The sequence below is a fragment of the Duganella sp. Leaf126 genome (assembly GCF_001423125.1).
Taxonomy (GTDB): domain Bacteria; phylum Pseudomonadota; class Gammaproteobacteria; order Burkholderiales; family Burkholderiaceae_D; genus Rugamonas.
In genome coordinates this window covers 1-20,274 of the sequence record NZ_LMNW01000010.1, presented here as the reverse complement: position 1 = coordinate 20,274, position 20,274 = coordinate 1, and the positions used below count along the sequence as shown (strand labels likewise).

17 protein-coding genes and 1 riboswitch are annotated in these 20,274 nt (G+C 66.8%); of the genes, 3 read left to right on the top strand and 14 right to left on the bottom strand.

All coding sequences use genetic code 11. The annotated features are described in order from the left end of the window. Nucleotides 1-175 precede the first annotated feature (175 nt). Both ASF61_RS07640 and ASF61_RS07635 read left to right on the top strand, forming a co-directional pair. Nucleotides 176-2,206, top strand: a complete 2,031-nt coding sequence (locus ASF61_RS07640) for an esterase-like activity of phytase family protein (RefSeq protein ID WP_056153479.1) — start codon at nucleotides 176-178, stop codon at nucleotides 2,204-2,206. A gap of 135 nt (nucleotides 2,207-2,341) precedes the next feature. Continuing rightward, nucleotides 2,342-3,262: a phytanoyl-CoA dioxygenase family protein gene (locus tag ASF61_RS07635; protein ID WP_056153477.1), complete on the top strand. Its 921-nt coding sequence runs from the start codon at nucleotides 2,342-2,344 to the stop codon at nucleotides 3,260-3,262. Here ASF61_RS07635 and ASF61_RS07630 read toward each other — a convergent pair. After that, a complete protein-coding gene (locus ASF61_RS07630) occupies nucleotides 3,259-4,761 on the bottom strand; it encodes a DHA2 family efflux MFS transporter permease subunit (protein WP_255354551.1) in 1,503 nt (500 codons plus the stop codon). The genes ASF61_RS07635 and ASF61_RS07630 overlap by 4 nt on opposite strands. Nucleotides 4,762-4,890: 129 nt before the next feature. On the opposite strand from ASF61_RS07630, the gene ASF61_RS07625 reads away from it, so the two are divergent. After that, entirely contained in the window at nucleotides 4,891-6,630 is a 1,740-nt protein-coding gene (locus ASF61_RS07625; protein ID WP_056153473.1) for an alkaline phosphatase, read from the top strand. Between the two features lies 1 nt (nucleotide 6,631). Here ASF61_RS07625 and ASF61_RS07620 read toward each other — a convergent pair whose 3' ends face one another. The 13 genes from ASF61_RS07620 to cobT form a co-directional block, all read right to left on the bottom strand. Continuing rightward, entirely contained in the window at nucleotides 6,632-8,089 is a 1,458-nt protein-coding gene (locus ASF61_RS07620) for a cobyric acid synthase (protein WP_056153468.1), read from the bottom strand. Next, entirely contained in the window at nucleotides 8,086-8,979 is an 894-nt protein-coding gene (locus ASF61_RS07615) for a cobalamin-binding protein (RefSeq protein WP_056153467.1), read from the bottom strand. Before ASF61_RS07615 ends, ASF61_RS07620 begins: the two co-directional genes overlap by 4 nt. 23 nt (nucleotides 8,980-9,002) lie before the next feature. Then, nucleotides 9,003-9,992 carry a threonine-phosphate decarboxylase CobD gene (gene cobD, locus ASF61_RS07610; protein ID WP_056153464.1) on the bottom strand — a complete coding sequence of 330 codons (990 nt, stop codon included), beginning with the start codon at nucleotides 9,990-9,992 and terminating at the stop codon, nucleotides 9,003-9,005. Then, the gene (cbiB, locus tag ASF61_RS07605) at nucleotides 9,985-10,956 is read right to left on the bottom strand and encodes an adenosylcobinamide-phosphate synthase CbiB (protein WP_056153460.1); all 972 of its coding nucleotides are present in this window, start codon (nucleotides 10,954-10,956) and stop codon (nucleotides 9,985-9,987) included. Before cbiB ends, cobD begins: the two co-directional genes overlap by 8 nt. Continuing rightward, a complete protein-coding gene (gene cobU, locus ASF61_RS07600) occupies nucleotides 10,953-11,501 on the bottom strand; it encodes a bifunctional adenosylcobinamide kinase/adenosylcobinamide-phosphate guanylyltransferase (RefSeq protein ID WP_056153457.1) in 549 nt (182 codons plus the stop codon). Before cobU ends, cbiB begins: the two co-directional genes overlap by 4 nt. Further along, a complete protein-coding gene (locus ASF61_RS07595; protein WP_056153454.1) occupies nucleotides 11,498-12,814 on the bottom strand; it encodes a cobyrinate a,c-diamide synthase in 1,317 nt (438 codons plus the stop codon). The genes cobU and ASF61_RS07595 overlap by 4 nt, the downstream gene beginning before the upstream one ends. Then, complete coding sequence (gene cobO, locus ASF61_RS07590) at nucleotides 12,808-13,443, bottom strand: cob(I)yrinic acid a,c-diamide adenosyltransferase (protein ID WP_056153451.1); 636 nt, start codon at nucleotides 13,441-13,443, stop codon at nucleotides 12,808-12,810. Before cobO ends, ASF61_RS07595 begins: the two co-directional genes overlap by 7 nt. Then, a complete protein-coding gene (locus ASF61_RS07585; RefSeq protein WP_056153482.1) occupies nucleotides 13,440-14,213 on the bottom strand; it encodes an ABC transporter ATP-binding protein in 774 nt (257 codons plus the stop codon). The genes cobO and ASF61_RS07585 overlap by 4 nt, the downstream gene beginning before the upstream one ends. Before the next feature lie 7 nt (nucleotides 14,214-14,220). After that, nucleotides 14,221-15,240 carry an iron ABC transporter permease gene (locus ASF61_RS07580; protein ID WP_056153447.1) on the bottom strand — a complete coding sequence of 340 codons (1,020 nt, stop codon included), beginning with the start codon at nucleotides 15,238-15,240 and terminating at the stop codon, nucleotides 14,221-14,223. Between the two features lie 63 nt (nucleotides 15,241-15,303). Then, entirely contained in the window at nucleotides 15,304-17,184 is a 1,881-nt protein-coding gene (locus ASF61_RS07575) for a TonB-dependent receptor domain-containing protein (RefSeq protein WP_056153445.1), read from the bottom strand. An 80-nt stretch (nucleotides 17,185-17,264) separates the two neighbouring features. Then, nucleotides 17,265-17,481: riboswitch (cobalamin riboswitch) on the bottom strand. Beyond that, a complete protein-coding gene (locus ASF61_RS07570; protein ID WP_056153442.1) occupies nucleotides 17,475-18,077 on the bottom strand; it encodes a histidine phosphatase family protein in 603 nt (200 codons plus the stop codon). Its footprint overlaps the riboswitch before it by 7 nt. Before the next feature lie 4 nt (nucleotides 18,078-18,081). Then, the gene (locus ASF61_RS07565; protein WP_056153438.1) at nucleotides 18,082-18,864 is read right to left on the bottom strand and encodes an adenosylcobinamide-GDP ribazoletransferase; all 783 of its coding nucleotides are present in this window, start codon (nucleotides 18,862-18,864) and stop codon (nucleotides 18,082-18,084) included. A 30-nt stretch (nucleotides 18,865-18,894) separates the two neighbouring features. Next, entirely contained in the window at nucleotides 18,895-19,938 is a 1,044-nt protein-coding gene (gene cobT, locus ASF61_RS07560) for a nicotinate-nucleotide--dimethylbenzimidazole phosphoribosyltransferase (RefSeq protein ID WP_056153435.1), read from the bottom strand. Nucleotides 19,939-20,274 lie beyond the last annotated feature (336 nt).

Sequence of the window (20,274 nt, the reverse complement as noted above, 5' to 3'; positions counted from 1 at the left end):
CCGATGATAGTGCTGCAACCAGTGTGAAAGTAGGTTATCGTCAGGCTAGTTATATGAAAAACCCCACCCGGTGATCCTGGTGGGGTTTTTTGCTTTGGCCGGTCGCCTCGCAACGTCACGCTCCTGTCACTTATGGTCGCTAAAATTATCTCTTTCTTAATAAGAGGTGGTTGGCATGAGGCGTTCTTCCCTGGTATCGCTCGCAGTCCTGTCGGTGTTGACGGGCTGCGGCGGCAACGATCACGATGCCGGCGCGCCGGTGAATGCGCCGATGACTGGCGTATTCCTCGATGGCGTGGTGGAAAATCTCGATTACACGGCCGGCAGCGCACCGAAAGCGGCCACCAATGCCAAGGGCGAATTCAGCTGTTACGCTGGCGATACCGTCAGCTTCAGTATCGGCGGTATCGCGCTGGGCAGCACCTTGTGCGCACCGACCATCACGCCGCTGGAACTGGCACGCGTGGTCGATCTCAAGGACGTCAAGGTCAGCAACCGCCTGCTGGCATTGCAACTGCTGGACGAAGACAACGATCCGTCGAACGGCATCAAGCTCAGCGCAGACGCCAAAGCCGCCCTGGCCGCCAAGACGCTCGACTTCAACGCTGCCGCCACCGCCTTCAATGCCGCCATCAGCGCCACCCTGGCCACTGCCGGCGCCCAATATGCTGCCCGCAGCGTGGACGACAACCGACGCGCACTGGTACGCGAACACTTTGAAGACACGCTGGCTGCCAAACGTGGCACACCGGTCAACGAAGCGTTCACGCAGAAAAACGCGCTCGGCGATGTGGCGGTGACCGTCACCCGCTACCAGGTCCAGGCCGATAGCAAGTTCTACATCCCTTACGAAGGCAATAATGCCAGCGTCAAGCAGGAGTTCCCGCTTGGCTTCCTGCCGTCCTACGGCTCCGGCCTGGCGTTCAAGGGGACCAACGCCAACGGCGAGCTCGAATTCTATGGCTTGACCGATCGCGGCCCCAACGGCGACGGCCCGAACCTGCCGGCATTGAGCGGTACCGGCGTCACCGGCAGTAAGATTTTCCCCTCGCCGAGCTTTGCACCATCGTTTGGCGTGATCACGGTCGGCAAGTCGGGCGCGGTGCTGACCTCGGCCACGCCGATCAGGGTCTCGGCAGCGGTAGCGACCTCTGGCCTGCCGGTGGCGCCGGGCAGTGTCGGCTACACGTCCGAGCTGCCGGTCATGGACGTGATGAAATATGACGCTGCCAGCAAGGCCACCTTCAACGCCGGCGGACTCGATTCCGAAGCGATCGTGTTCGACAAGAAGCGCAACGTGTTATGGGTATCGGACGAGTACGGCCCGTTTGTCGCGAAGATCGACCCGGCCACCGGTATCATCGTCAACAAATACGCCCCCGGCGCCGGCTTGCCGGCCATCTTTGCCAAGCGCCGTGCCAACCGCGGCATGGAAGGCATGGCGCTCGACGCGACGACCGACAAGTTGCACGGCTTCCTGCAAAGTCCGCTGACCGATGGCAATGCGCCTTACACGGTCACCGGCAAGAACGAAGCGGTCGAACGTTATGCACGCTTTACCCGCTGGACCGAGTTCGATCCGACCACTGGCACGTCGGGCAAGATGTACGCCTATCCGCTCGACCCGGCCGACTACCAGGACGGCCGCACCGGCAATGCCAAGCTCGGCGACATGGTTGCGCTCGGCAATGGCAAATTCATCGTGATCGAACAGGGCGCAGCGCCGGGCGGCACGGTCTTTAACAAGCTGATGCTGGTGGAGATAGGCGCCGCCACCGACATCTCGTCAGCGGCTTACAACGCCACCACGTCCGACCTGGAGAAAAGCAGCATGGGCGGCGGCGCCGTCAACGGCGCCGACTGGAAGACCGTGGTCACCCTGAAAAAAACCGTGCTGCTCGACCTGAACGCGATCGGCTGGCTGGCCGAAAAAGCCGAGGGTTTGACCATGGTGGACAGCAACACGCTGGCCCTGGCCAATGACAATGATTTCGGCATGAAAACCAAGGTCTTCACTGCCGCCGGCGCGGTAATCGACGAGGCCGACGTTACCAAGTGCAATGTCGATAGCAGCGGCGCCATCATTGCCAGCAGCGCGGCCGGCTGTGCAACCGGTAACACCATCCGCGTCGGTCGCGGGACGGATCTGGAACGTCCGAGCCGGTTGTGGCTGATCAAGTTCGGCAAGGCGCTGACCACCTTCTGACGCCGGTCTGACCGTGGCCTGACCAGCGCCTGACGCGTCCCGCGCGAATTGCTAGTAGGCATCTTTTGGTCCGTATCAAGGCGGCGGCGCAACGGCTTGCTACCTTCTCAGAGATCATCCTGGAAGGATTTCCTCATGGAATATGCACAGCTGAAACCCGGCCGCCGGTTCGCACCGGTGCGCAGCTTGCTGTACTTCAGTCAGCGCCTGGTGACGCAACCGGCGCTGCGCCGCCTGGTCGTGCATACCCTGACCGGTGCACTGCGCCTGCGCCATGGCAGCGGCACGGAACTGCACGGCGGCCATGCCGAGGAAGCGGCTGCCCTGGGTGCGCTGCGCCGCAACGGTTATGCGCCGCTTGGCAAGCTGCTGAGCAGCGAGCAATGCGCAGCGATCCGCACCTATCTGCAAGACAAGCTGCTGACGGATCGCGACCGCGAGCGCACGCCGTTCGTGCTGGCGCACGCGCCGCACGGGGTGCGCGTGGCCGATTATCACTTGCGCGACGTGGTCGCCTGCCCCCATATCCTGGCGCTGGCCAACGGCACGCCGCTGCTGGGGCTGGCTGCACGCTATCTCGGGTGCAAACCGACCATTTCCGCCCTGGGCTTGCGCTGGTCGTTCCCGGTCGCGGGCCGCGACAGCGACCTGCAGGCGTTTCACCGCGATGCGGAAGATTGGCGCTACCTGAAGGTGCTGGCATACCTGACCGATGTCGACCTCGACGCCGGCCCGCACGTGTTCCTGAGCGGCAGCCACCTGGCGCCGGCGCCGGCGCGGCTGCGCTACTACAGCGATGCCGCCGTCGCCGACATCGCCGCCCATCACGGCGCAGCCCCGCTGCTGACGGCCACCGGTCCGCACGGTTTCTGTTTTGCGGTCGATACCGCCGGCATCCACAAGGGCACGGCGCCGCGTGTGCTGCCTCGGCTGATGCTGCAGATTCAGTATTCGCTGCTGCCTGCCTACGCCTACTGCTACGCGCCGGAGACGTATGACGGGGCGCTGCCGCTGGACCCGTATGTGAACCGCCTGATCGTGCGGCAACGACGCTAAGATTCTTTCGCGTGGCCCTTGCTGATGCTCTCGCCGTCGCTCTTGCGCAGCGACCAGAACGTGATCGACGACAGGATGGTCATCGCGGCCAGTGTCAGGAAGGCGTAGTGCAGCGCCGTGGTCAGCGCCACGCGGTTCGATTGCGGCACGTCGCCCAGGTACCAGCCGGTGATCAGGGAACCAGCCGCCAGGCCGAAGCTGACCGACAGCTGCTGCATCGAGCTGGCAATGGTGCTGGCCATGCTGCTGTCGTTACCCTCCACATCGGCGTAGGCGATGGTATTCATGCTCGAGAACTGCAGCGAGTTGAAAAAGCCCAGGCACAGGCTGATCATCACGATCACGTACACCGGCGTGCCTTGCTGGACGAACGAGAACAGGCTGATGGTCAGTCCGATCAGCACCGTGTTTATGGTCAGCACCTGGCGGTAGCCGAAGCGCGCCAGCACCCGCGCTGAAATGAACTTCATGAACATGGCCGCCGCCGCCGACGGCATCATCAACAGGCCCGATTGCCAGGCCGGCAAGCCCAGGCCAAGCTGGTACAGCAGCGGCAGCAGGAACGGCAGGCCGCCGACGCCGATGCGGGTGATGAAGCCGCCCATCACCGACACCCGGAACGTGCGCACTTTGAACAGGGCGATGCGCAGCAGCGGATATGCTGCCTCGCGCGCGTGCCACACATAGGCGGCCAGCAGCGAACAGGCCAGCAACAGCAGCACCGACATCGACGTCACGTCGAGCCGGTGTTCGCCGAACACTTCGAGCAGCCAGGAGAGCAGCGCCACGCCGGTGCCGAACAATACCAGGCCGATGAAGTCGAGCGGACGCGTGTCCTCGCTGCGGTAGTCGGGCATGTGCTTGTTGGCCAGGTACAGCGCGGCGATGCCCACCGGGACGTTGACGAAGAAGATCTCGCGCCAGGTCATCCAGTGCACGATCAGGCCGCCCACCGTGGGCCCGAGTAGGGGACCGATCAGGGCCGGGATGATCACGAAGTTCATCGCCGCCAGCAGCTCGGACTTGGGGAAAGTGCGTACGATGGCCAGCCGCCCGACCGGCATCATCATCGCTGCACCGAAGCCTTGCAGCAGGCGCGCCGCCACCAGCATCGGCGAGTTGACCGACAGCCCGCACAGGATGGAGGCGATGGTGAAGATGGTGATGGCGCTCATGAACACGCGCCGCGTGCCGAAACGGTCGGCCATCCAGCCGCTGACCGGAATCGCTACCGCGAGACTGAGCACATAGCTGGTGACCACGGCCTTGAGACTGAGCGGTGTGACCTGCAGGCTGGCCGCCATGCTGGGAATGGCGGTGTTGACGATGGTGGAGTCCAGCTGCTCCATGAACAGGGCAGTGGCCACTACCCATGGCAGGTAGCGTTTGGCGGCTGCTTCGGCGGCAGACGGTGCGGACGACGGCGGGGGCGCAGGTATCGGCGCAGGTACAGGCGCAGGTACGGGCGCCGGCACGGAGTTTTGGTCGATGGTATCCATCGACGGATTTTCCCATAAACGCGCCAAGCGAGGCACGCGGCAGAGCCACCCGGCGGTCATGATGGCGTCACACCGCGGCGCTAAGGTGTGTGCATTCACCGGTACACCCCATCATGCCAAGGAGGCCTCATGCACGACCAACCGCCTGTTCCCGGACGACGCGGCTTTATCCGCCAGGTTGCCGGCACCGCCTTGTTGGGCGCCGGCCTCGGTACGGGCGTGAGCGGCTGCACCAGTACCGCCAGCCATGGCGACAACAACGACAACACCGGTCCGATGCGCTTTGCCCACGGCGTGGCCAGCGGCGACCCGCTGAACGACCGCGTCATCCTGTGGACCCGCGTCACGCCCGGACAGGATAACGGTGGCGCCGACATTGCCGTGCGCTGGCAGCTGGCCACCGACGCCAGCATGCGCTCGGTGGTGTCCTCGGGCAGCCTGACCACGTCCGCGCGCCAGGACTATACCGTCAAGGTGGATGCCGCCGGACTGCTGCCCGGCCATGTGTACCATTACCAGTTCGAGGCCGGCACGGCAAAGTCCACGATCGGCCGCACCAAGACGCTGCCGCGCGCGGATGTGCGCCAGGTGAAGCTGGCGGTGTTCTCGTGCTCGAACTACCCGTTCGGCTTTTTCAATGCCTACGCCGACTGCGCGCTGCAGGCCGATATCGACGCCGCGCTGCACCTGGGCGACTACATCTACGAATACGAGAGCACCGGCTACGGCGCCGAGCAGGCCAAGCGCCTCGACCGTCTGTCCGAGCCGCGCGAAGTACTGGTACGGCTGGAAGACTACCGCCGCCGCTACGGCCAGTACCGCAGCGATCCGGACCTGCAGGCCGTGCATGCGGCCATGCCGTTCATCGTGGTCTGGGATGACCACGAATTTGCCGACGATACCTGGCGCGACGGCTCGCTCGACCACCGCGACAGCATCCATGGTCCGTTCAAGCTGCGCAAGCAGGCAGCGGCCACCGCCTACCACGAATGGATGCCGGTGCGCACGCCCGATCCGGCGGCGCTCGACCGCATCTACCGTTCGTTCGATTTCGGCAGCATCGTCTCGCTGCACATGCTCGATACCCGCCTGATCGGCCGCGACCACCAGTTGACGATGTCGTCCTATCTCGACGCCGACCATCACTTCGACGAAGCGCGCTACCGCAGCGACCTGTATGCGCCGCAGCGGCAGATGATGGGCGCCGCGCAGATGGCGTGGCTCGACCGGCAGGTGGAACAATCGACCGCGCGCTGGCAGATGCTGGGGCAGCAGGTGCTGATGGCGCGCATGGAGTTCCCGCATGCGGTGGTGACCAAGCAGTGCTCGAGCGCCGATTACGTGGCGCTCAAGCGGCGCGCCGCGCTCGATCCCGCCAGTGTGACCGAGCAGGAGCGGCGCTGGCTCGCCGGCCCGTCGCTGCCGTGCTATTTCGATTCGTGGGACGGTTACCAGAGCGAGCGCGAACGGCTGTTCGACATCATGACGCGGCACCGCAAGAACATGGTGGTGCTGGCCGGAGACACCCATAACGCGTGGGCCAGCGATCTGTTCGACGCCAGCGGCCGGCAGGTCGGCGTGGAATTCGCCACGCCCGGCGTGACCTCGCCCGGCATGGAAGGCGCCTACCCGGGGACCAATCCGGACGAGGTGGCGGCCATGATGACCGAGATGATCGCACCGCTGTACTATGCCCAGACCAGCAAGCGCGGTTATTTGATCGTCACCGCCAGCCATGAGCAGGTGCGCTGCGATTTCCGTTTTGTCGACACGGTATCGAGCCATGCATACACGGCGGCGGTGGAACGCAGCCTGCGCACCGTGCCTGGTCCGGGCAACCGCAAGCTCGAGGAGTGCCCGCCGGTGTGAGTCAGCGCAGCGTCTTGAGCGCCACCAGTGCGTCGTACAGGGGCCGGGTGGCGTCGGCGATGCGTTCCAGGCTGGCCTCGCGCAGGGCGCCCGTATCGACCGTGTTGTCGGTCGCAAGACCGGCCCAGCGCAGCAGCGCACCACAGGCCTGCGGCGTATCGAACAGGCCGTGCAGATAGGTGCCGAGGATCTGCCCGTCGGACGACACCGCGCCCTCGGGCCGGTCGTCGATGGCGAACGCCGGCCGGTCCAGCGCCGCACCGGTCGAGGTGCCCATGTGGATTTCGTAGCCGGTGACCGGGGCGCGGTCGGCATCGAAGGCGCACACGCCGCGCACCTGCACCAGCCGCTTGTGCGGCGTCATCTCGGTGGTCATGTCGAGCAGGCCGAGCGCCGGCGAGGCACCGGCATGGCCTTCCATGCCGAGCGGATCGCTCACGCTGGCGCCCAGCATCTGGAAACCGCCGCACACGCCGATCACCTTGCCGCCGTAGCGCAGGTGGCGCGCGATGGCGGCCGGCCAGCCTTGCGACTGCAGCCAGGCCAGATCGCCGCGCGTGTTCTTGCTGCCGGGTATAACGATCAGGTCTGCGGCAGGAATCGGCTCGCCCTGGCGCACGAAGCGCAGATCGACATCGGGATGCGCGCGCAGCGCGTCGAAATCGGTGTGGTTGCTCATGCGTGGCAGGCTGGGTACCACCACGCGGAACGCCCCGGTGGTCGCCTGCACCGCCTGGACAGCGTCTTCCGCGTCGAGGAACAGCCCGTGCAGATACGGCAGCACGGCCAGCACCGGCTTGCCGGTCTGCTGCTCCAGCCAGGCCAGACCCGGTTCGAGCAGCTTGATGTCGCCCCGGAAGCGGTTGATGACGAAACCGATGGTGCGCGCCCGCTCGCTCTCCGACAGGCACGACAAGGTGCCCACCAGGTGCGCGAACACGCCGCCGCGGTCGATGTCGGCCACCAGGATCACCGGGCAGTCGACCTTTTCGGCAAAGCCCATGTTGGCGATATCGCGCGCACGCAGGTTGATTTCGGCAGGGCTGCCAGCGCCTTCGACCAGCACGCAGTCGTATTGCGCCAGCAGGCGCTGGTGCGAGGCGAGTACGGCTTCCATCGCCACCGTCTTGTAGCGGTGGTAGTCGCGTGCATTCATCTCGGCGCGCACCTGGCCGTGGATGATGACCTGGGCACCGATGTCGCTCGACGGTTTCAGCAGCACCGGGTTCATGTCGGTATGGGGCGCCACGCCGGCGGCAATCGCCTGCAGCGCCTGGGCGCGGCCGATCTCGCCGCCGTCGGCCGTCACCGCGCTGTTGAGCGCCATGTTCTGCGGCTTGAACGGCGCCACCCGCACGCCGTCGCGCTTGAGCAGCCGGCACAGGGCGGCCACCACCGTGCTTTTGCCGGCGTCGGACGTGGTGCCCTGCACCATCAGGGTCGTGTACGGAAACGTCATCGGTGCTTGCGGCGCTGGCGCGCCTGTTCCAGCAGTTCGCACATGGCGCGCGTGCCTGCCACCATGCGCGGGCCGGCGCGGTTGAGCAGTTCGCCGTCGATGGTAAACAGGTTGTTGTTGCGCACCGCCGTCATGGTCGGATACGGCTTCCAGAGCGCGACGCCACCGTTATCCTTTTCGGCGGTGCCGAAGATCGCTTCGGGATCGGCCTGCAGCACGCCCTCGATGCTGACCACCGGCGCCGTCACTTTCAGGTCGGCGAAGATATTGACCCCGCCGCACACGCGCATGGCGTCGGTGACGATCGAGCTGCCGCTCAGCGTGTAGAGCGGCTTGTCCCACACCTGGTAAAACAGGCGCACCGGCGGCCGGCTGGCATACTGCGCGGTCAGCGCGGCAAACTGCGCGCGGATCTGCGCAGCGGCCGGCTGCGCCACCTTGTCCGTGCCCAGCAACTGGCCCAGGCGCTGCACATTGTCGGCAATGCCATCGAGCTTTACCGGTTCGCTGTGGAAGATCGGGATGCCGAGATGGCGCAGCGTATCGATTTGGCGCTCCGAGCTGCCGTGCATCCAGGCCACGATCAGGTCCGGCTTCAGGGCGATCACGCGCTCCATGTCGATTTGCCGGTTGCTGCCGATGCGCGGGATTTTTTTTGCCGCTTCCGGAAAGTCGCTGTAGCTGACGGCGCCGACGATGCGCTCGCCGCCGCCGGCTGCGAACAGCAGTTCCGTCACGTGCGGCGCCAACGAGACGACGCGCTGCGCCGGCTGTTGCAGGGTAACGAGCTTGCCGTCGTCGTCGCGCACCGAAATGGCGGCGGTGGCAGCATGGGCAGTCAGGCAGATAGCTGTCAGCGACAGCAGGGCCAGGTAAGTCGAAAGTCTCATTTGTCGGTTTAGTGGTCGTTCCATTAGTCGGTGGAATGGTGGTTCCATTCTTTCAAGGCCTGTTCCAGCCGCCGCCAGCCTGCTTCATCGGGCGGCAGGCCGAGGCGGATGCCGCGCGCTGCCTCGCGGAACAGCCGCACCCACACGCCGCGTTCGGCCATGTGCTGCCAGAACGCCGGCGCCCGCGGTTCGGCCCACCACTGGAACAGCGGCGTGCCGCTGGCGGCGATGCCGTACCGGGCGAGCAGCGCGGCCAGGCGTGCGCCTTCGCGGTGCAGGTAGTCATGGGTCGCGGCCTGCCAGGCGCGGTCCTGCAGCGCAGCGAGGGCCACCTGCTGGGCGGGGCCGCTGATGGTCCAGGGGCCGAGCAGGTCGGCCAGCTCGCGCAGCAGGTCGGCATGCGCCGCCACGAAGCCGAGCCGGATACCGGCCAGCCCGAAGAACTTGCCCACCGAGCGCAGCACGATCAGGCCCGGAGCGCCGGACTGCGCGGCCACGCTGTGGTGCTGCGCGGTGTCGCCGAACGCTTCATCGACCACCAGCCAGCCGCCGCGCGCGGCCAGTTGTGCTGCCCACTCCAGCAACTGCGCTGGCGGCACGGTGGCGCCGGTGGGGTTGTTCGGATTGCAGACCACCACCACGTCGCTGCTGGCGATGGCGGCAGCGAGGTCCGCATACGGCGTCTGCGTCAGCGTGTGGCCATGGCCACGCCAGTGATGTGCATGTTCGGCGTACGAGGGCGCAGCGACCGTCACGCGCGATGGGGTGCGCAGCCGGGGCAGGGCCTGGATTGCGGCCTGGGTGCCGGCCACCGGCAGCATCAGCGGCGCGCCGTAGTAGGCTTGCGCGGCGGCGGCCAGTGCGGGCGAGGCTTCCGGCAGGCGATGCCACGCGTTGCCGGCCAGCGCAGGCGCCGGATACCAGCGCGGATTGAGGCCGGTGGACAGGTCGAGCCAGTCGCTGCGTCCGAAGCGCAGCGTGGCGTCGCGCAGATTGCCGCCATGTTCAAGCATGGAGCCCCTCCAGCACAGCGGCCAGCGCCAGGCCGGCGCCCAGCCACAGCACGGTGGTGCGCGTGACCAGCTGCCATGCACGGCCGATGTCGACGCCGGTGGCCGGCATGCCGGCGCCCAGCACCGGGCGCTCTTCGCGCTGGCCGTGATAGACCGCCGGGCCGCCCAGCTGCACGCCCAGCGAACCGGCGCCGCTGGCCATCACGGGACCGGCGTTGGGGCTGTCCCACAGCGGCGCCTGGGCGCGCCAGCAGCGCCAGGCGCGCCGCTTGGCGGCAAGGCCCGGAGCGAGCAGCACGTACGATAAGGCGGTCAGGCGCGCGGGAAGGTAATTGAAGGCATCGTCCAGCCGCGCGGCAGCGCAGCCGAAGCGCAGCAGGCGCTCGGTGCGATAGCCCCACATGGCGTCGAGCGTGTTCGCCATGCGGAACATGACCGCACCGGGACCGCCCGCGACGATGAACCAGAACAGGGTGGCGAACACCGCGTCGTTGCCGTTTTCCAGCAGCGACTCGGCACTGGCGCGCGTCAGTTCGATTTCGCTGGCGCTGCTGGTATCGCGGCTGACGATGCGCGAGGTCAGATAGCGCGCCTGCGGCAGGTCGCTGGCGGCCAGCGCCTGCGCAATCGGCAGATTGTGTTCGCGCAGGCTGCGCAAGCCCAGGCAGACGTACAGCATCGCCGCGTGCATGGCGGCGGCCAGCCAGACGCTCACCGTGGCAGCCGTCCAGACCAGCAGCGCGGCCATCACGGTAACCGGCAGCACTGCCAGCAGCCAGGCCAGGATGCCGCGCCGGAAGCGCGCCCGGCCGGTGCCCCGGTTGAGTCGGCGCTCGAGTGCCATGGCCAGGTTGCCGAAGCCGACCAGCGGATGCCAGCGCCGCGCTTCGCCCAGCAGCAGGTCCAGCAGCACGCCGGCGACCATCAGCAGCGCGATGGCAGCAAAGCTCAAGCCAGCGATCATCCCTTCAGGACCAGCGGCAGGCCGGCAGCGACGAAGACGGCGCGGTCGCAAATCGCCGCCACCGACTGGTTCAGGCGCCCCTGCTCGTCGAGGAAGCAGCGCGAGATGGCGCCGAACGGCATGATGCCCAGTCCGACCTCGTTCGACACCAGCACGATGTCGCTGCTGCACTTGGTCAAGGCGCTGGCCAGCATGTCCTGCTGCTCGTGGAACAGCGGCGGCAGGGCGATTTCTCCGACATCGGGATATTGCTGGCCGTTCGAGAACAGCAGGTTGCTCAGCCACAGCGTCAGGCAATCGACCAGAATCAGGCGCTCGGGCGAAGACCACCGCAGCAGCTGGTTGCCCAGCGCCAGAGGTTCTTCCACCGTGGTCCACTCGCCGGGACGGCTGCCCCGGTGGTGGGCGATGCGCGCTGCCATTTCGGCGTCGCCGGCGGTGGCAGTGGCGATGTAGACGACTTCCTTGCCCGACTCGATGGCCAGGCGTTCGGCGTAAGCGCTCTTGCCCGAGCGCGCGCCTCCCAGAACCAAGGTGCGTGTCATCCCTGTCTCCTCATAAACAAGGCGGCTGCTGCCGCCGGGTTGGATGGGTAATAAGCGTGGAAATACGAAGCGGTCAATGCGCCAACACGATACCAGGCTTCCCCTTCGATGGCGGAAGGGTGCTTGATTGTATGCGCGACCGGCGTCACCGGGGTGCTCAGCGTCGAATAATGGAAAGTGTGGCCGCGCAGGATGCCGTCCGGTGTCGGCAGTCCCTGTGGTCCCAGGCCGGCCAGGCGTGCCTGCATCGTCACAGCGCCAGGCAGCAGTCCCGCCATCGGCCAGGCAGCGCCCTGCTGGTCGGTCAGGGTATCGGCCAGCGCCATCATGCCGCCGCATTCGGCCACGATGGGCATGCCGGCGGCGTGTGCCGCGCGGATCGAGTTGCGCCATTGAGCGGCGCGGCTCAAGGTTGGCGCGTGCAGTTCCGGGTAACCGCCGGGCAGGTACACGGCGCTGGCCGCCGCAGGCACCGGCTCGTCGGCCAGCGGCGAGAAGTAGGTCAGCGTGGCGCCCAGTGCGCGCAGCTGGTCCAGGTTGGCCGGGTACAGGAAGGTGAAGGCGGCATCGCGGGCGATGGCAATCGTTGCGCCCTGCAGCGGCTTTGGCAGTGCCGACGGTGCCGCTGCCGGCAGCTCGATGCGCACCGGCGCCAGCGTCTCCCAGGCCGCCTGGTCGAACTGCAGCTGGTCGGCCAGCTGATCGAGCACGGTGTCGAGGTTGTGGATTTCGCCGGGCACTACCAGCCCCAGGTGACGCTCCGGCAGCGATGCCTGCTGGCGCGGCATGGTGGCGAACAGCGGGACGCCGCGCAGCGAGGCAGCCACCATCTTGCCGTGGTTCGCGCTGGCGACCCGGTTGGCGATCACGCCCGCCATGTTCACCGCGCCGTAGTCGCGCAGGCCCATGACGATGGCGCCGGCCGTCTGCGCCATGGCCGAGGCGTCGATCACGGCCAGCACCGGCACGCCGAAGGTGCGCGCCACGTCGGCCGACGATGGCGTGCCGTCATACAGGCCCATTACGCCTTCGATCAGGATCACGTCCGCCTCCAGCGCGGCGTGCGCCAGCTGGCTGCGGCACAGGTCGGGGCCGACCATCCACAGGTCCAGCGTGTGCACCGGCGCGCCGCTGGCGCGTTCGAGCAGCATCGGGTCGATGAAGTCGGGACCGCACTTGAACACGCGCACGCGCTTGCCCAGCTTGACCAGCTTGCGCGCCAGCGCGGCAGTGCAGGTGGTCTTGCCCTGGCCCGACGACACGGCCGCTACCATCACCACCTTGACGTCCAAGTGGGACACCGGCGTTACCATTCGGTGCCCAGCTGGGCGGCGATGCCGGCCTTGAAGGCGTGCTTGACCACGGTCATGTCGGTAACCGTGTCGGCGATTGCGACCAGCTCGGGCGGGGCGCCGCGACCGGTGATCACCACGTGCTGCATGGGCGGACGCGCCAGCAGGTCGTTGATGACCATTTCAACGTCGAGATAGCGGTACTTGAGGGCGATATTGAGTTCGTCGAGCACCACCAGGCCGCAGGCGGGATCGGTGAGGAAACGCCTGGCCTGCTCCCACGCCAGCGTGGCTTTTTCGATGTCGCGCTCGCGGTTCTGGGTTTCCCAGGTATAGCCTTCGCCCATGGTATGGAAGCTCACTTCGTCCGGGAAGCGGCGCAGGAACTGCTCTTCGCCGGTGGCCATCGCGCCCTTGATGAACTGCACCACGCCGACCTTCATCTGGTGACCGAGCGCGCGCGCCACCATGCCGAACGCGCTCGAGCTCTTGCCCTTGCCGTTGCCGGTGTTGACGATGATGATGCCGATCTGCTTGTTGGCGGACGCGATCTGGGCGTCGATGATGGCTTTTTTGCGCGCCATGCGGATGCGGTGGCGCTCGTTGAGGGCGGCGTCGTCGCTGCCGGGGATGTCGGTCTGTTCGGTCATGCTTGCTCCTCGGAGGGAATGAAGATGGTGCGGTGGCCATGGCGGACGGCATCGATCGGATGGCCGAGGTAATCGCCCAGCAGCTCGGCGCGCATCACGTCGTCCCTGGCGCCGGCCAGCCAGCGGCCGTCGCCGCGCAGCAGCAGCGCGTGGGTGGAGACGCTGTGCGCCAGGGTCAGGTCGTGGCCGATCATGACGACGGTCTTGCCGCGCTCGCGGCACAGGCGCGCCAGCAGCGTCATCACGCTGACCTGGTGTGCCAGGTCCAGGGCATTGGCCGGTTCGTCGAGCAGCAGCAGCGGCGTATCCTGCGCCAGCAGGGCGGCAATCGCCACCCGCTGGCGCTCACCGCCCGACAGAGTCCGCACATCGCGGTCGGCCAGCGCGCCCACCTCCATCGACGCGAGTGCGGCAAGCGCAATCGTATGGTCGTCGCTGCTTTCCCAGTAGCGGCGCTCGTGGTACGGGTGGCGCGCCGAGAGCACGGTTTCGATCACCGTGTAGGCAAACGTGTCGCTGCGGCTCTGCGCCAGAAAGGCGCGCTGGCGTGCCAGTTCGGCCAGCGGCCAGTCGTTCAGCGCGCGCCCGCCGATGGCGACGGTGCCGGCGTCGGGCGCGCGCAGGCCGGCCAGGGTACGCAGCAGCGTGCTCTTGCCGGCGCCATTGCGGCCGACGATGCTCCAGCATTCGCCTTGCCCCACCTGCCAGTCGAGGTCGGCGATCAGCCGGCGCGGACCGATCTGGAGCGAGAGCTTGTCGGTGGTGATCATCATGCGCTCATTTCCGCAGCCGGTGCAGCTGGTACAGGAAGACCGGTGCCCCCACCAGCGCGGTGATCACGCCCACCGGCAGCTGCTCCGGCGCGATGACGGTGCGCGCCAGCGTATCGGCCAGCATCAGGTAGGCGCCGCCGGCCAGCGTGGCGGCAGGGATCAGAAGCCGGTGGTCGGGACCCAGCGCAAAGCGGCAGGCGTGCGGCACGATCAGGCCGACGAAGCCGATGCTGCCGGCGGTGGTGACGGCGCTGGCGGTGAGCAGGGCCGCAACAAGGAACAGACCCCGGCGCAGCGCACCGACGCGGATGCCCAGGGTGGCGGCAGCTTCCGCATGCAGCACCATCACATTCACGGCGCGCGCCTGCTTTACCGCGAAGATCAGCGCGGCCGCCAGCACCACGCAGGGCATGGCGCGCAGCGGCGCGCCAGCCAGGTCGCCGATCAGCCAGAACACCATGCTGCGCAGGCGGCTGTCGGGCGCGATCGACAGCATCAGCGTGACCAGCGCCATGCAGGCCGACGACAGGATGACGCCGGTGAGCAGCAGCGTGGCGACGCCGCCAGCCGCAGCGCCGTCGCCGAGGTCGCGCCGGGCCAGTAGGTACAACAGCAGCGAGATTGCCAGCGCACCGCCGAACGCCGCTGCATCGACCATCCAGGCCGCGCACATCAGCATCAGGGCCGCCAGCGCGCCCACCGAGGCGCCGGCGGAAATGCCCAGCACATACGGGTCGGCCAGCGGATTGCGCAACAGGGCCTGCATCATCACGCCCGCCAGCGACAGGCTCGCGCCGGTGATGAAGGCGGCCAGCGCCCGCTGGCCGCGCAGCTCGAGCAGGGTGGCGGCCAGGGTCGGGGTCTCGCCCCGCAGCACGGCGCCCAGCGCGGCAGGCATGTCGGCCAGGGGAATCGTCACCGACCCCGTCATCCCCGACAACACCAGCGCCGCCAGCGCGAACAGCGCCAGCACCCCCAACACCAGGGCGGCGCGCTGTTGCAGACGGCGGGAAGAATCAGTCATACCAACTTTCGTCAACGGGGGAACGGACCGGCAATGCGGCAATGATAATGCAGAGCGCGCGGCTCAATGCCATGGCGCCTCCTGCTGAGCGCCCCCGGTGAGATTGACGCCGAAGCGCAAGCCGACGAAGAGCGTGGCGCCGGGCGTGTTGTAGTAGCGGGCCAGTTCGTACCGTTTATTGGCGACGTTATTCCAGCGGAGCAGGGCCGACCAGTCCCGCGTCAAGGCATGGGTGGCGTACAGGTTGACCAGGCCGTAGCCGCCCAGGCGGCTGGTGTTGGCGGCGTTGTCGAAGCGTGCGCCCGACAGCTGTACTTCCACGCCTGCGTTCGCGGCACCGGCGTCGTAGTCGGCGCTGACGGTGGCGTGACGCCTGGCGCGGCGGATCAGGCGTTTGCCGGTGCTGTCGTCCTGCGGGTGTTGCAGGTCGGCGCTGACACCTAGCCTGACGTCCTTGACGCGCGTCGCGCCTGCCAGTGTGGCGCCGGCCAGCGTAGCGCGGCTGACATTGTAGGCGCAGCCGCCGGTGTAGCCGGCGCCGAACGGGCAAGGCGTGGTATTGACCAGCATGTCGCTCAGGCGGTTGCGGTAATAGCTGGCGCTGACCGCGTTGACGCCGTCGTCGTAGCGCAGCCCCACTTCGGCATTGCGGCCTTTTTCGGGCCGGTTGGCGGCGTTGCCGTAGTTCGGGAAGTACAACTCGTTGTAAGTCGGTGCGCGGAAGCTGCTGCCGTAGCTGGCGCTGGCGCGCAGCGCCCGGGCCAACTGGTAACCATAGCCGATGGCGCCCGTGTACTGCTTGCCATAGACCGCATCGTCGCGCCGCGCGCTGGCGCTGAGCAGATGCGCGCCACGGCGCGCGTTGTACGAGGCCGCGAACGCCTTGGTCACGCGGTCGCGGTTCATGGCCGGCGCGCCGTTGGTGTCGACGTGCTCCGTGCGGTGCTCGACCAGCAGTTGCAGCAGGTCGGCGCCCACCTGCACATCGTTTTGCCAGGTGGTGAAGTGTTGCCGGGTGTCGATGCGGGTGTTGCCGGCAGCCGTGGCGCTGGTGTAGTTGGCGCTGTTGTCGCGGGTTTGTGCGGTTTGCAGCAGGGTGCGCCATGTCGGCAGCAGTTGCGCGCTGACGAATACGCCGGCAGTGGCGATGCTGCTGATGCTGTGCGTGTTGTAGGCGGACGGACCGGTGTCGTAGTCTGCCTGGAGCCGGCTATGCAGCAATACCAGTCCCGCGTGGACGCCTTCTGCCAGTTGCAGTCCGAAGTGACCGGCGACGTTTTGCCTGTCGTAGCCGTCGTCATCCGGGTTATACGAGGACAGGCCGGGGCGCGTGCTGGAGAAGCCGTGCGACGTCTCCTTGCCGGCGCTGAGCGCATAGCGCAGGCTGTGCGCGCCGTCAGTGGCGCCGGAGACCGTGGCGTCGGCTTTGCGCGTGTTGTTGCTGCCATAGCCGGCGAAGCCGGTGACGGCCGGCGCACCCTGGCCCTGTTTGGTGAAGATCTGGATCACACCGCCGATGGCGTCGGCGCCGTACAGCGCGCTCAATGGGCCATACACGATTTCGATCCGGTCGATGGCGGTGAGCGGAATCGCGCTCCAGTTGGCGGCGCCGGTGGTCGATGATCCGATGCGCACGCCGTCCACCAGCACGATGCTCTGGTTGCTGTTGGCGCCACGCAGATACACGCTCGCGGCGCTGCCTGCGCCGCCGTTACGCGTCACCTCGATGCCGCGCTGGCGCTGGAGCAGATCGACGATGGAGCCGGCGCCGGTGCGGGCGATCTGTGCGGCGTCGATGGTGGTGCTGTCGCTGATCACGTCGGCCAGTGCCTGCGGGCTGCGGGTAGCGGTCACCAGCACGGTGGACGCAGGTTCTGCGTGCGCGTGGCAGGCGGCGGCCAGAACGACGGCCAGCGCCGGGTGACGGATGAAGCGAACGATCATGATAGCGTTGACTGTAAAAGCAACCGGCCAGCATCCCGCAGGCCAGATTGAACAGAAGCGCATGACGGCGCAGGGGCGCGTGTGCTTCCACCAGGTCTGGCCGGTATCCGGGCTGGCAAGCGGCCAGTCCACCTTCCCATGCAGCGCACAGTGGCAATCGGACTGGTTGTCGCCCTGGGCGACGCTTGTTGACCGTTGCGGGAGCAGCACACGCCGGCCCCGGATCAGGGGCTTCGTGTTTCCCGTTTAACTGCGCATCCGGACGGACGCGCGAGCACCAAACCGCGCCATTATACGGTGTCGCGCGGTACCGGCGCGTGCCGGTTACCTTCATCGCCATCCCGGTGCGGCAGCACCAGAGTCTGGCCATAAGGCAGTTGGTGCGGCGCGCCTGCCGCCTGCAGCGCCATGGCCAGCGGCGCCAGTCCCGCATGGCGGGCTGCCAGCAGGCGCATGGTGCCGGCATGGCACACGACGATGGCCTCCGCCGCACCGTCCCCTGCGAGCTGGCGCTGCAGGTCGGCGTAGAACGTGGCGACGCGTTCGGCCATCTGCAGCACGCTTTCGCCTCCGCCGGGGCGGTAGTTGGCCAGATCGGCAGCCCAGGCATCGACGCTGGCACGCGCAATGCTGTCCCAGGCATGCATCTCCCAGCTGCCGAAGTCCATTTCCACCAGGCGCGCATCGAACACCGGCGCGGGCGTCAGGCGCAAGGCCAGGGCAGCGCAGCGTTGCAGCGGACTGGAAAACAGGGGCACGCCAGCCGGCAGGACCGGCAGCAGTGCGGCCACCGCCTGCTCCAGGTGGTGCGCCGCCACGGCCAGATCGGTGCGACCATAGCAGACGCCCGGCGCGACCTCGGGTTGCGGGTGGCGGATCAGCGTCAGCCGCATGGCGCTAGAAGAACTGGCCGCTGCTGTGCAGACTGGCCAGCACGCACAGGTAGAAGATCACTTCCGTCACCTGCTGCACGGCGCCCAGGCAGTCGCCCGTGTAACCGCCGATACGGCGCACGAAGATGCGGGCCAGCCAGACGGTAGCTGCCAGCGCGCAGGCGGCGCCGGAGAGCAGCATGCTCCACGACAGCCAGTTCAGCCAGATCAGCAGCAGTGCCGGCGCCAGCGCAGTGAGGGCGGCGATGGCAAATTCCGGCGTCGTCATGGTTTGCGCCAGCGGCTTGGCCTTGCCTTCGGCGCGGGCATAATCGAGGCGCCAGATCAGGCTGGTGGCCATCAGGCGCGACATCGGATGCGCGAACAGCAGGGCGGCGATCGCCCCGAACGGCGGCAGCATGGTCAATGTGGCGCACTTGAGCAGCAACAGGCACACCACGCCGATGGCGCCATAGGCGCCGATGCGCGAATCCTTCATGATCTCGAGCACGCGTTCGGCGCGCATGCCGCCGCCAAAGCCGTCGCAGGTATCGGCAAACCCGTCTTCGTGAAAGGCGCCGGTGGCGTAGATGCCGGCGGCCGTCGACAGGATGGCGGCGATCGCTGGCGGGAACAGCTTGAAGCCGACTGCATACACGGCGCCCGTGATCAGCGCCACCACCACGCCGACCAGCGGGAAATAGCGCGCCGCCTGGTTGAGCCACGCGGGATCGAACCCCACCCAGCGCGGAATCGGCAGGCGCGTAAAAAACTGCAGGGCGGTGAAGAACAGGCGCAGCTGGTGCATGATGGGGTGGTCCTGTTTTGATCGATATCGTTAATCGGCCTGGGTGCTGACCTGGGCCGATTCGAACGTGGCCATGCGGTTCAGGAAGTTGACGGCTGCCTGCAGTAGCGGCAGCGCCAGCGCGCAGCCGGTGCCTTCACCGAGGCGCAGCCCCAGCGACAGCAGCGGCTTGGCGTGCAGCGCCGCCAGCATCTGGCGGTGGCCCTGCTCGTCGGAGCAGTGGGCGAACACGCAGTAGTCGAGTATGGCCGGTTGCACGCGCGCGGCCACCAGCAGCGCGCTGGTGACGATAAAGCCGTCGATCAGGAGCACCTTACGCAGCTGCGCGGCCTTCAGCATGGCGCCGGTCATCATGGCGATTTCCAGTCCGCCGAAGGTGGCCAGCACGTCGAGCGGCTCGACAACCGCAGCGTGGCGCGCCACCGCCGCTTCGATCACGCGCTGCTTGCGCAGCACACCCTCCGGCGACAGGCCGGCGCCCGCGCCCACGCATTGGGCGACCGGGATGTCGGTCAGCTTGTGCATCAGGGCTGCCGCAGCGGTGGTATTGCCAATACCCATTTCGCCGAAACCGACCACGTTGCCGTCGAGCTGGGCGGCCAGGTCCATGCCGGCAGCGAGCGCCGCCTGGCAGGTAGCGCGGCTCATGGCAGGTTCCTGGGCAAAATTGTGGGTCCCGTTGGCCAGCTTGCGGTCGACCAGGCCTTGACGCGGACCGAAAGCGTGGTTGACGCCGGCATCGATCACTTGCAGCGCGCAGTTGTGTTGCGCCGCAAAGATATTGATGGCAGCGCCGCCGGCCAGGAAATTTTCCACCATCTGCCAGGTGACGTCCTGCGGGTAGGCGGAAATACCCTCGGCAACGATGCCGTGGTCCGCTGCAAACACCAGGATGGCTGGCGCGTGCAGCGCGATCTCGCGGGTATTCTGGATCAGGCCGATCTGTTTTGCCAGTGCCTCCAGGGCGCCCAGGCTGCCGAGCGGCTTGGTCTTGTTATTGATCGCTTGATCGAGCAGCGTCGCCAGCTGGTCGTTGGCAGTGGCGGCGATGGCCGGAATGGCAGGAATGGACATATTTAGTTTTATACAAGTTTGAATAAATATCGTCGCTACGATAGCACAGGGAGTAATCGCTGCCCCTTGCCAGCGGCGACACCCTGCGATATAGTTCTGTCCCTCGCGGAACACTGCATCAAACGCAGCGTAAAACGAGAAAAAAGAAAGTTGACGAGATAAACGAAACACTTCATACTCTCGCTTCTTCGCTGACAAACAAAACGCTTTGTCGGCAACGCAGTAAAAAGCACCGAACAAGTTCTTTAAAAATTAACAGTCGATAAGTGTGGACGTTTGATGGCAGTGCACACGCCGCTTCGGTGGCGTGATGCTTAACTTATCAAATGTTCACAA

Coding starts and splice junctions, on each gene's coding strand:
- ASF61_RS07640 (WP_056153479.1), top strand. CDS start 176: ATGAGGCGTTCTTCCCTGGTATCGCTCGCAGTCCTGTCGGTGTTGACG.
- ASF61_RS07635 (WP_056153477.1), top strand. CDS start 2,342: ATGGAATATGCACAGCTGAAACCCGGCCGCCGGTTCGCACCGGTGCGC.
- ASF61_RS07630 (WP_255354551.1), bottom strand. CDS start 4,761: ATGGATACCATCGACCAAAACTCCGTGCCGGCGCCCGTACCTGCGCCT.
- ASF61_RS07625 (WP_056153473.1), top strand. CDS start 4,891: ATGCACGACCAACCGCCTGTTCCCGGACGACGCGGCTTTATCCGCCAG.
- ASF61_RS07620 (WP_056153468.1), bottom strand. CDS start 8,089: ATGACGTTTCCGTACACGACCCTGATGGTGCAGGGCACCACGTCCGAC.
- ASF61_RS07615 (WP_056153467.1), bottom strand. CDS start 8,979: ATGAGACTTTCGACTTACCTGGCCCTGCTGTCGCTGACAGCTATCTGC.
- cobD (WP_056153464.1), bottom strand. CDS start 9,992: ATGCTTGAACATGGCGGCAATCTGCGCGACGCCACGCTGCGCTTCGGA.
- cbiB (WP_056153460.1), bottom strand. CDS start 10,956: ATGATCGCTGGCTTGAGCTTTGCTGCCATCGCGCTGCTGATGGTCGCC.
- cobU (WP_056153457.1), bottom strand. CDS start 11,501: ATGACACGCACCTTGGTTCTGGGAGGCGCGCGCTCGGGCAAGAGCGCT.
- ASF61_RS07595 (WP_056153454.1), bottom strand. CDS start 12,814: ATGGTAACGCCGGTGTCCCACTTGGACGTCAAGGTGGTGATGGTAGCG.
- cobO (WP_056153451.1), bottom strand. CDS start 13,443: ATGACCGAACAGACCGACATCCCCGGCAGCGACGACGCCGCCCTCAAC.
- ASF61_RS07585 (WP_056153482.1), bottom strand. CDS start 14,213: ATGATCACCACCGACAAGCTCTCGCTCCAGATCGGTCCGCGCCGGCTG.
- ASF61_RS07580 (WP_056153447.1), bottom strand. CDS start 15,240: ATGACTGATTCTTCCCGCCGTCTGCAACAGCGCGCCGCCCTGGTGTTG.
- ASF61_RS07575 (WP_056153445.1), bottom strand. CDS start 17,184: ATGATCGTTCGCTTCATCCGTCACCCGGCGCTGGCCGTCGTTCTGGCC.
- ASF61_RS07570 (WP_056153442.1), bottom strand. CDS start 18,077: ATGCGGCTGACGCTGATCCGCCACCCGCAACCCGAGGTCGCGCCGGGC.
- ASF61_RS07565 (WP_056153438.1), bottom strand. CDS start 18,864: ATGCACCAGCTGCGCCTGTTCTTCACCGCCCTGCAGTTTTTTACGCGC.
- cobT (WP_056153435.1), bottom strand. CDS start 19,938: ATGTCCATTCCTGCCATTCCGGCCATCGCCGCCACTGCCAACGACCAG.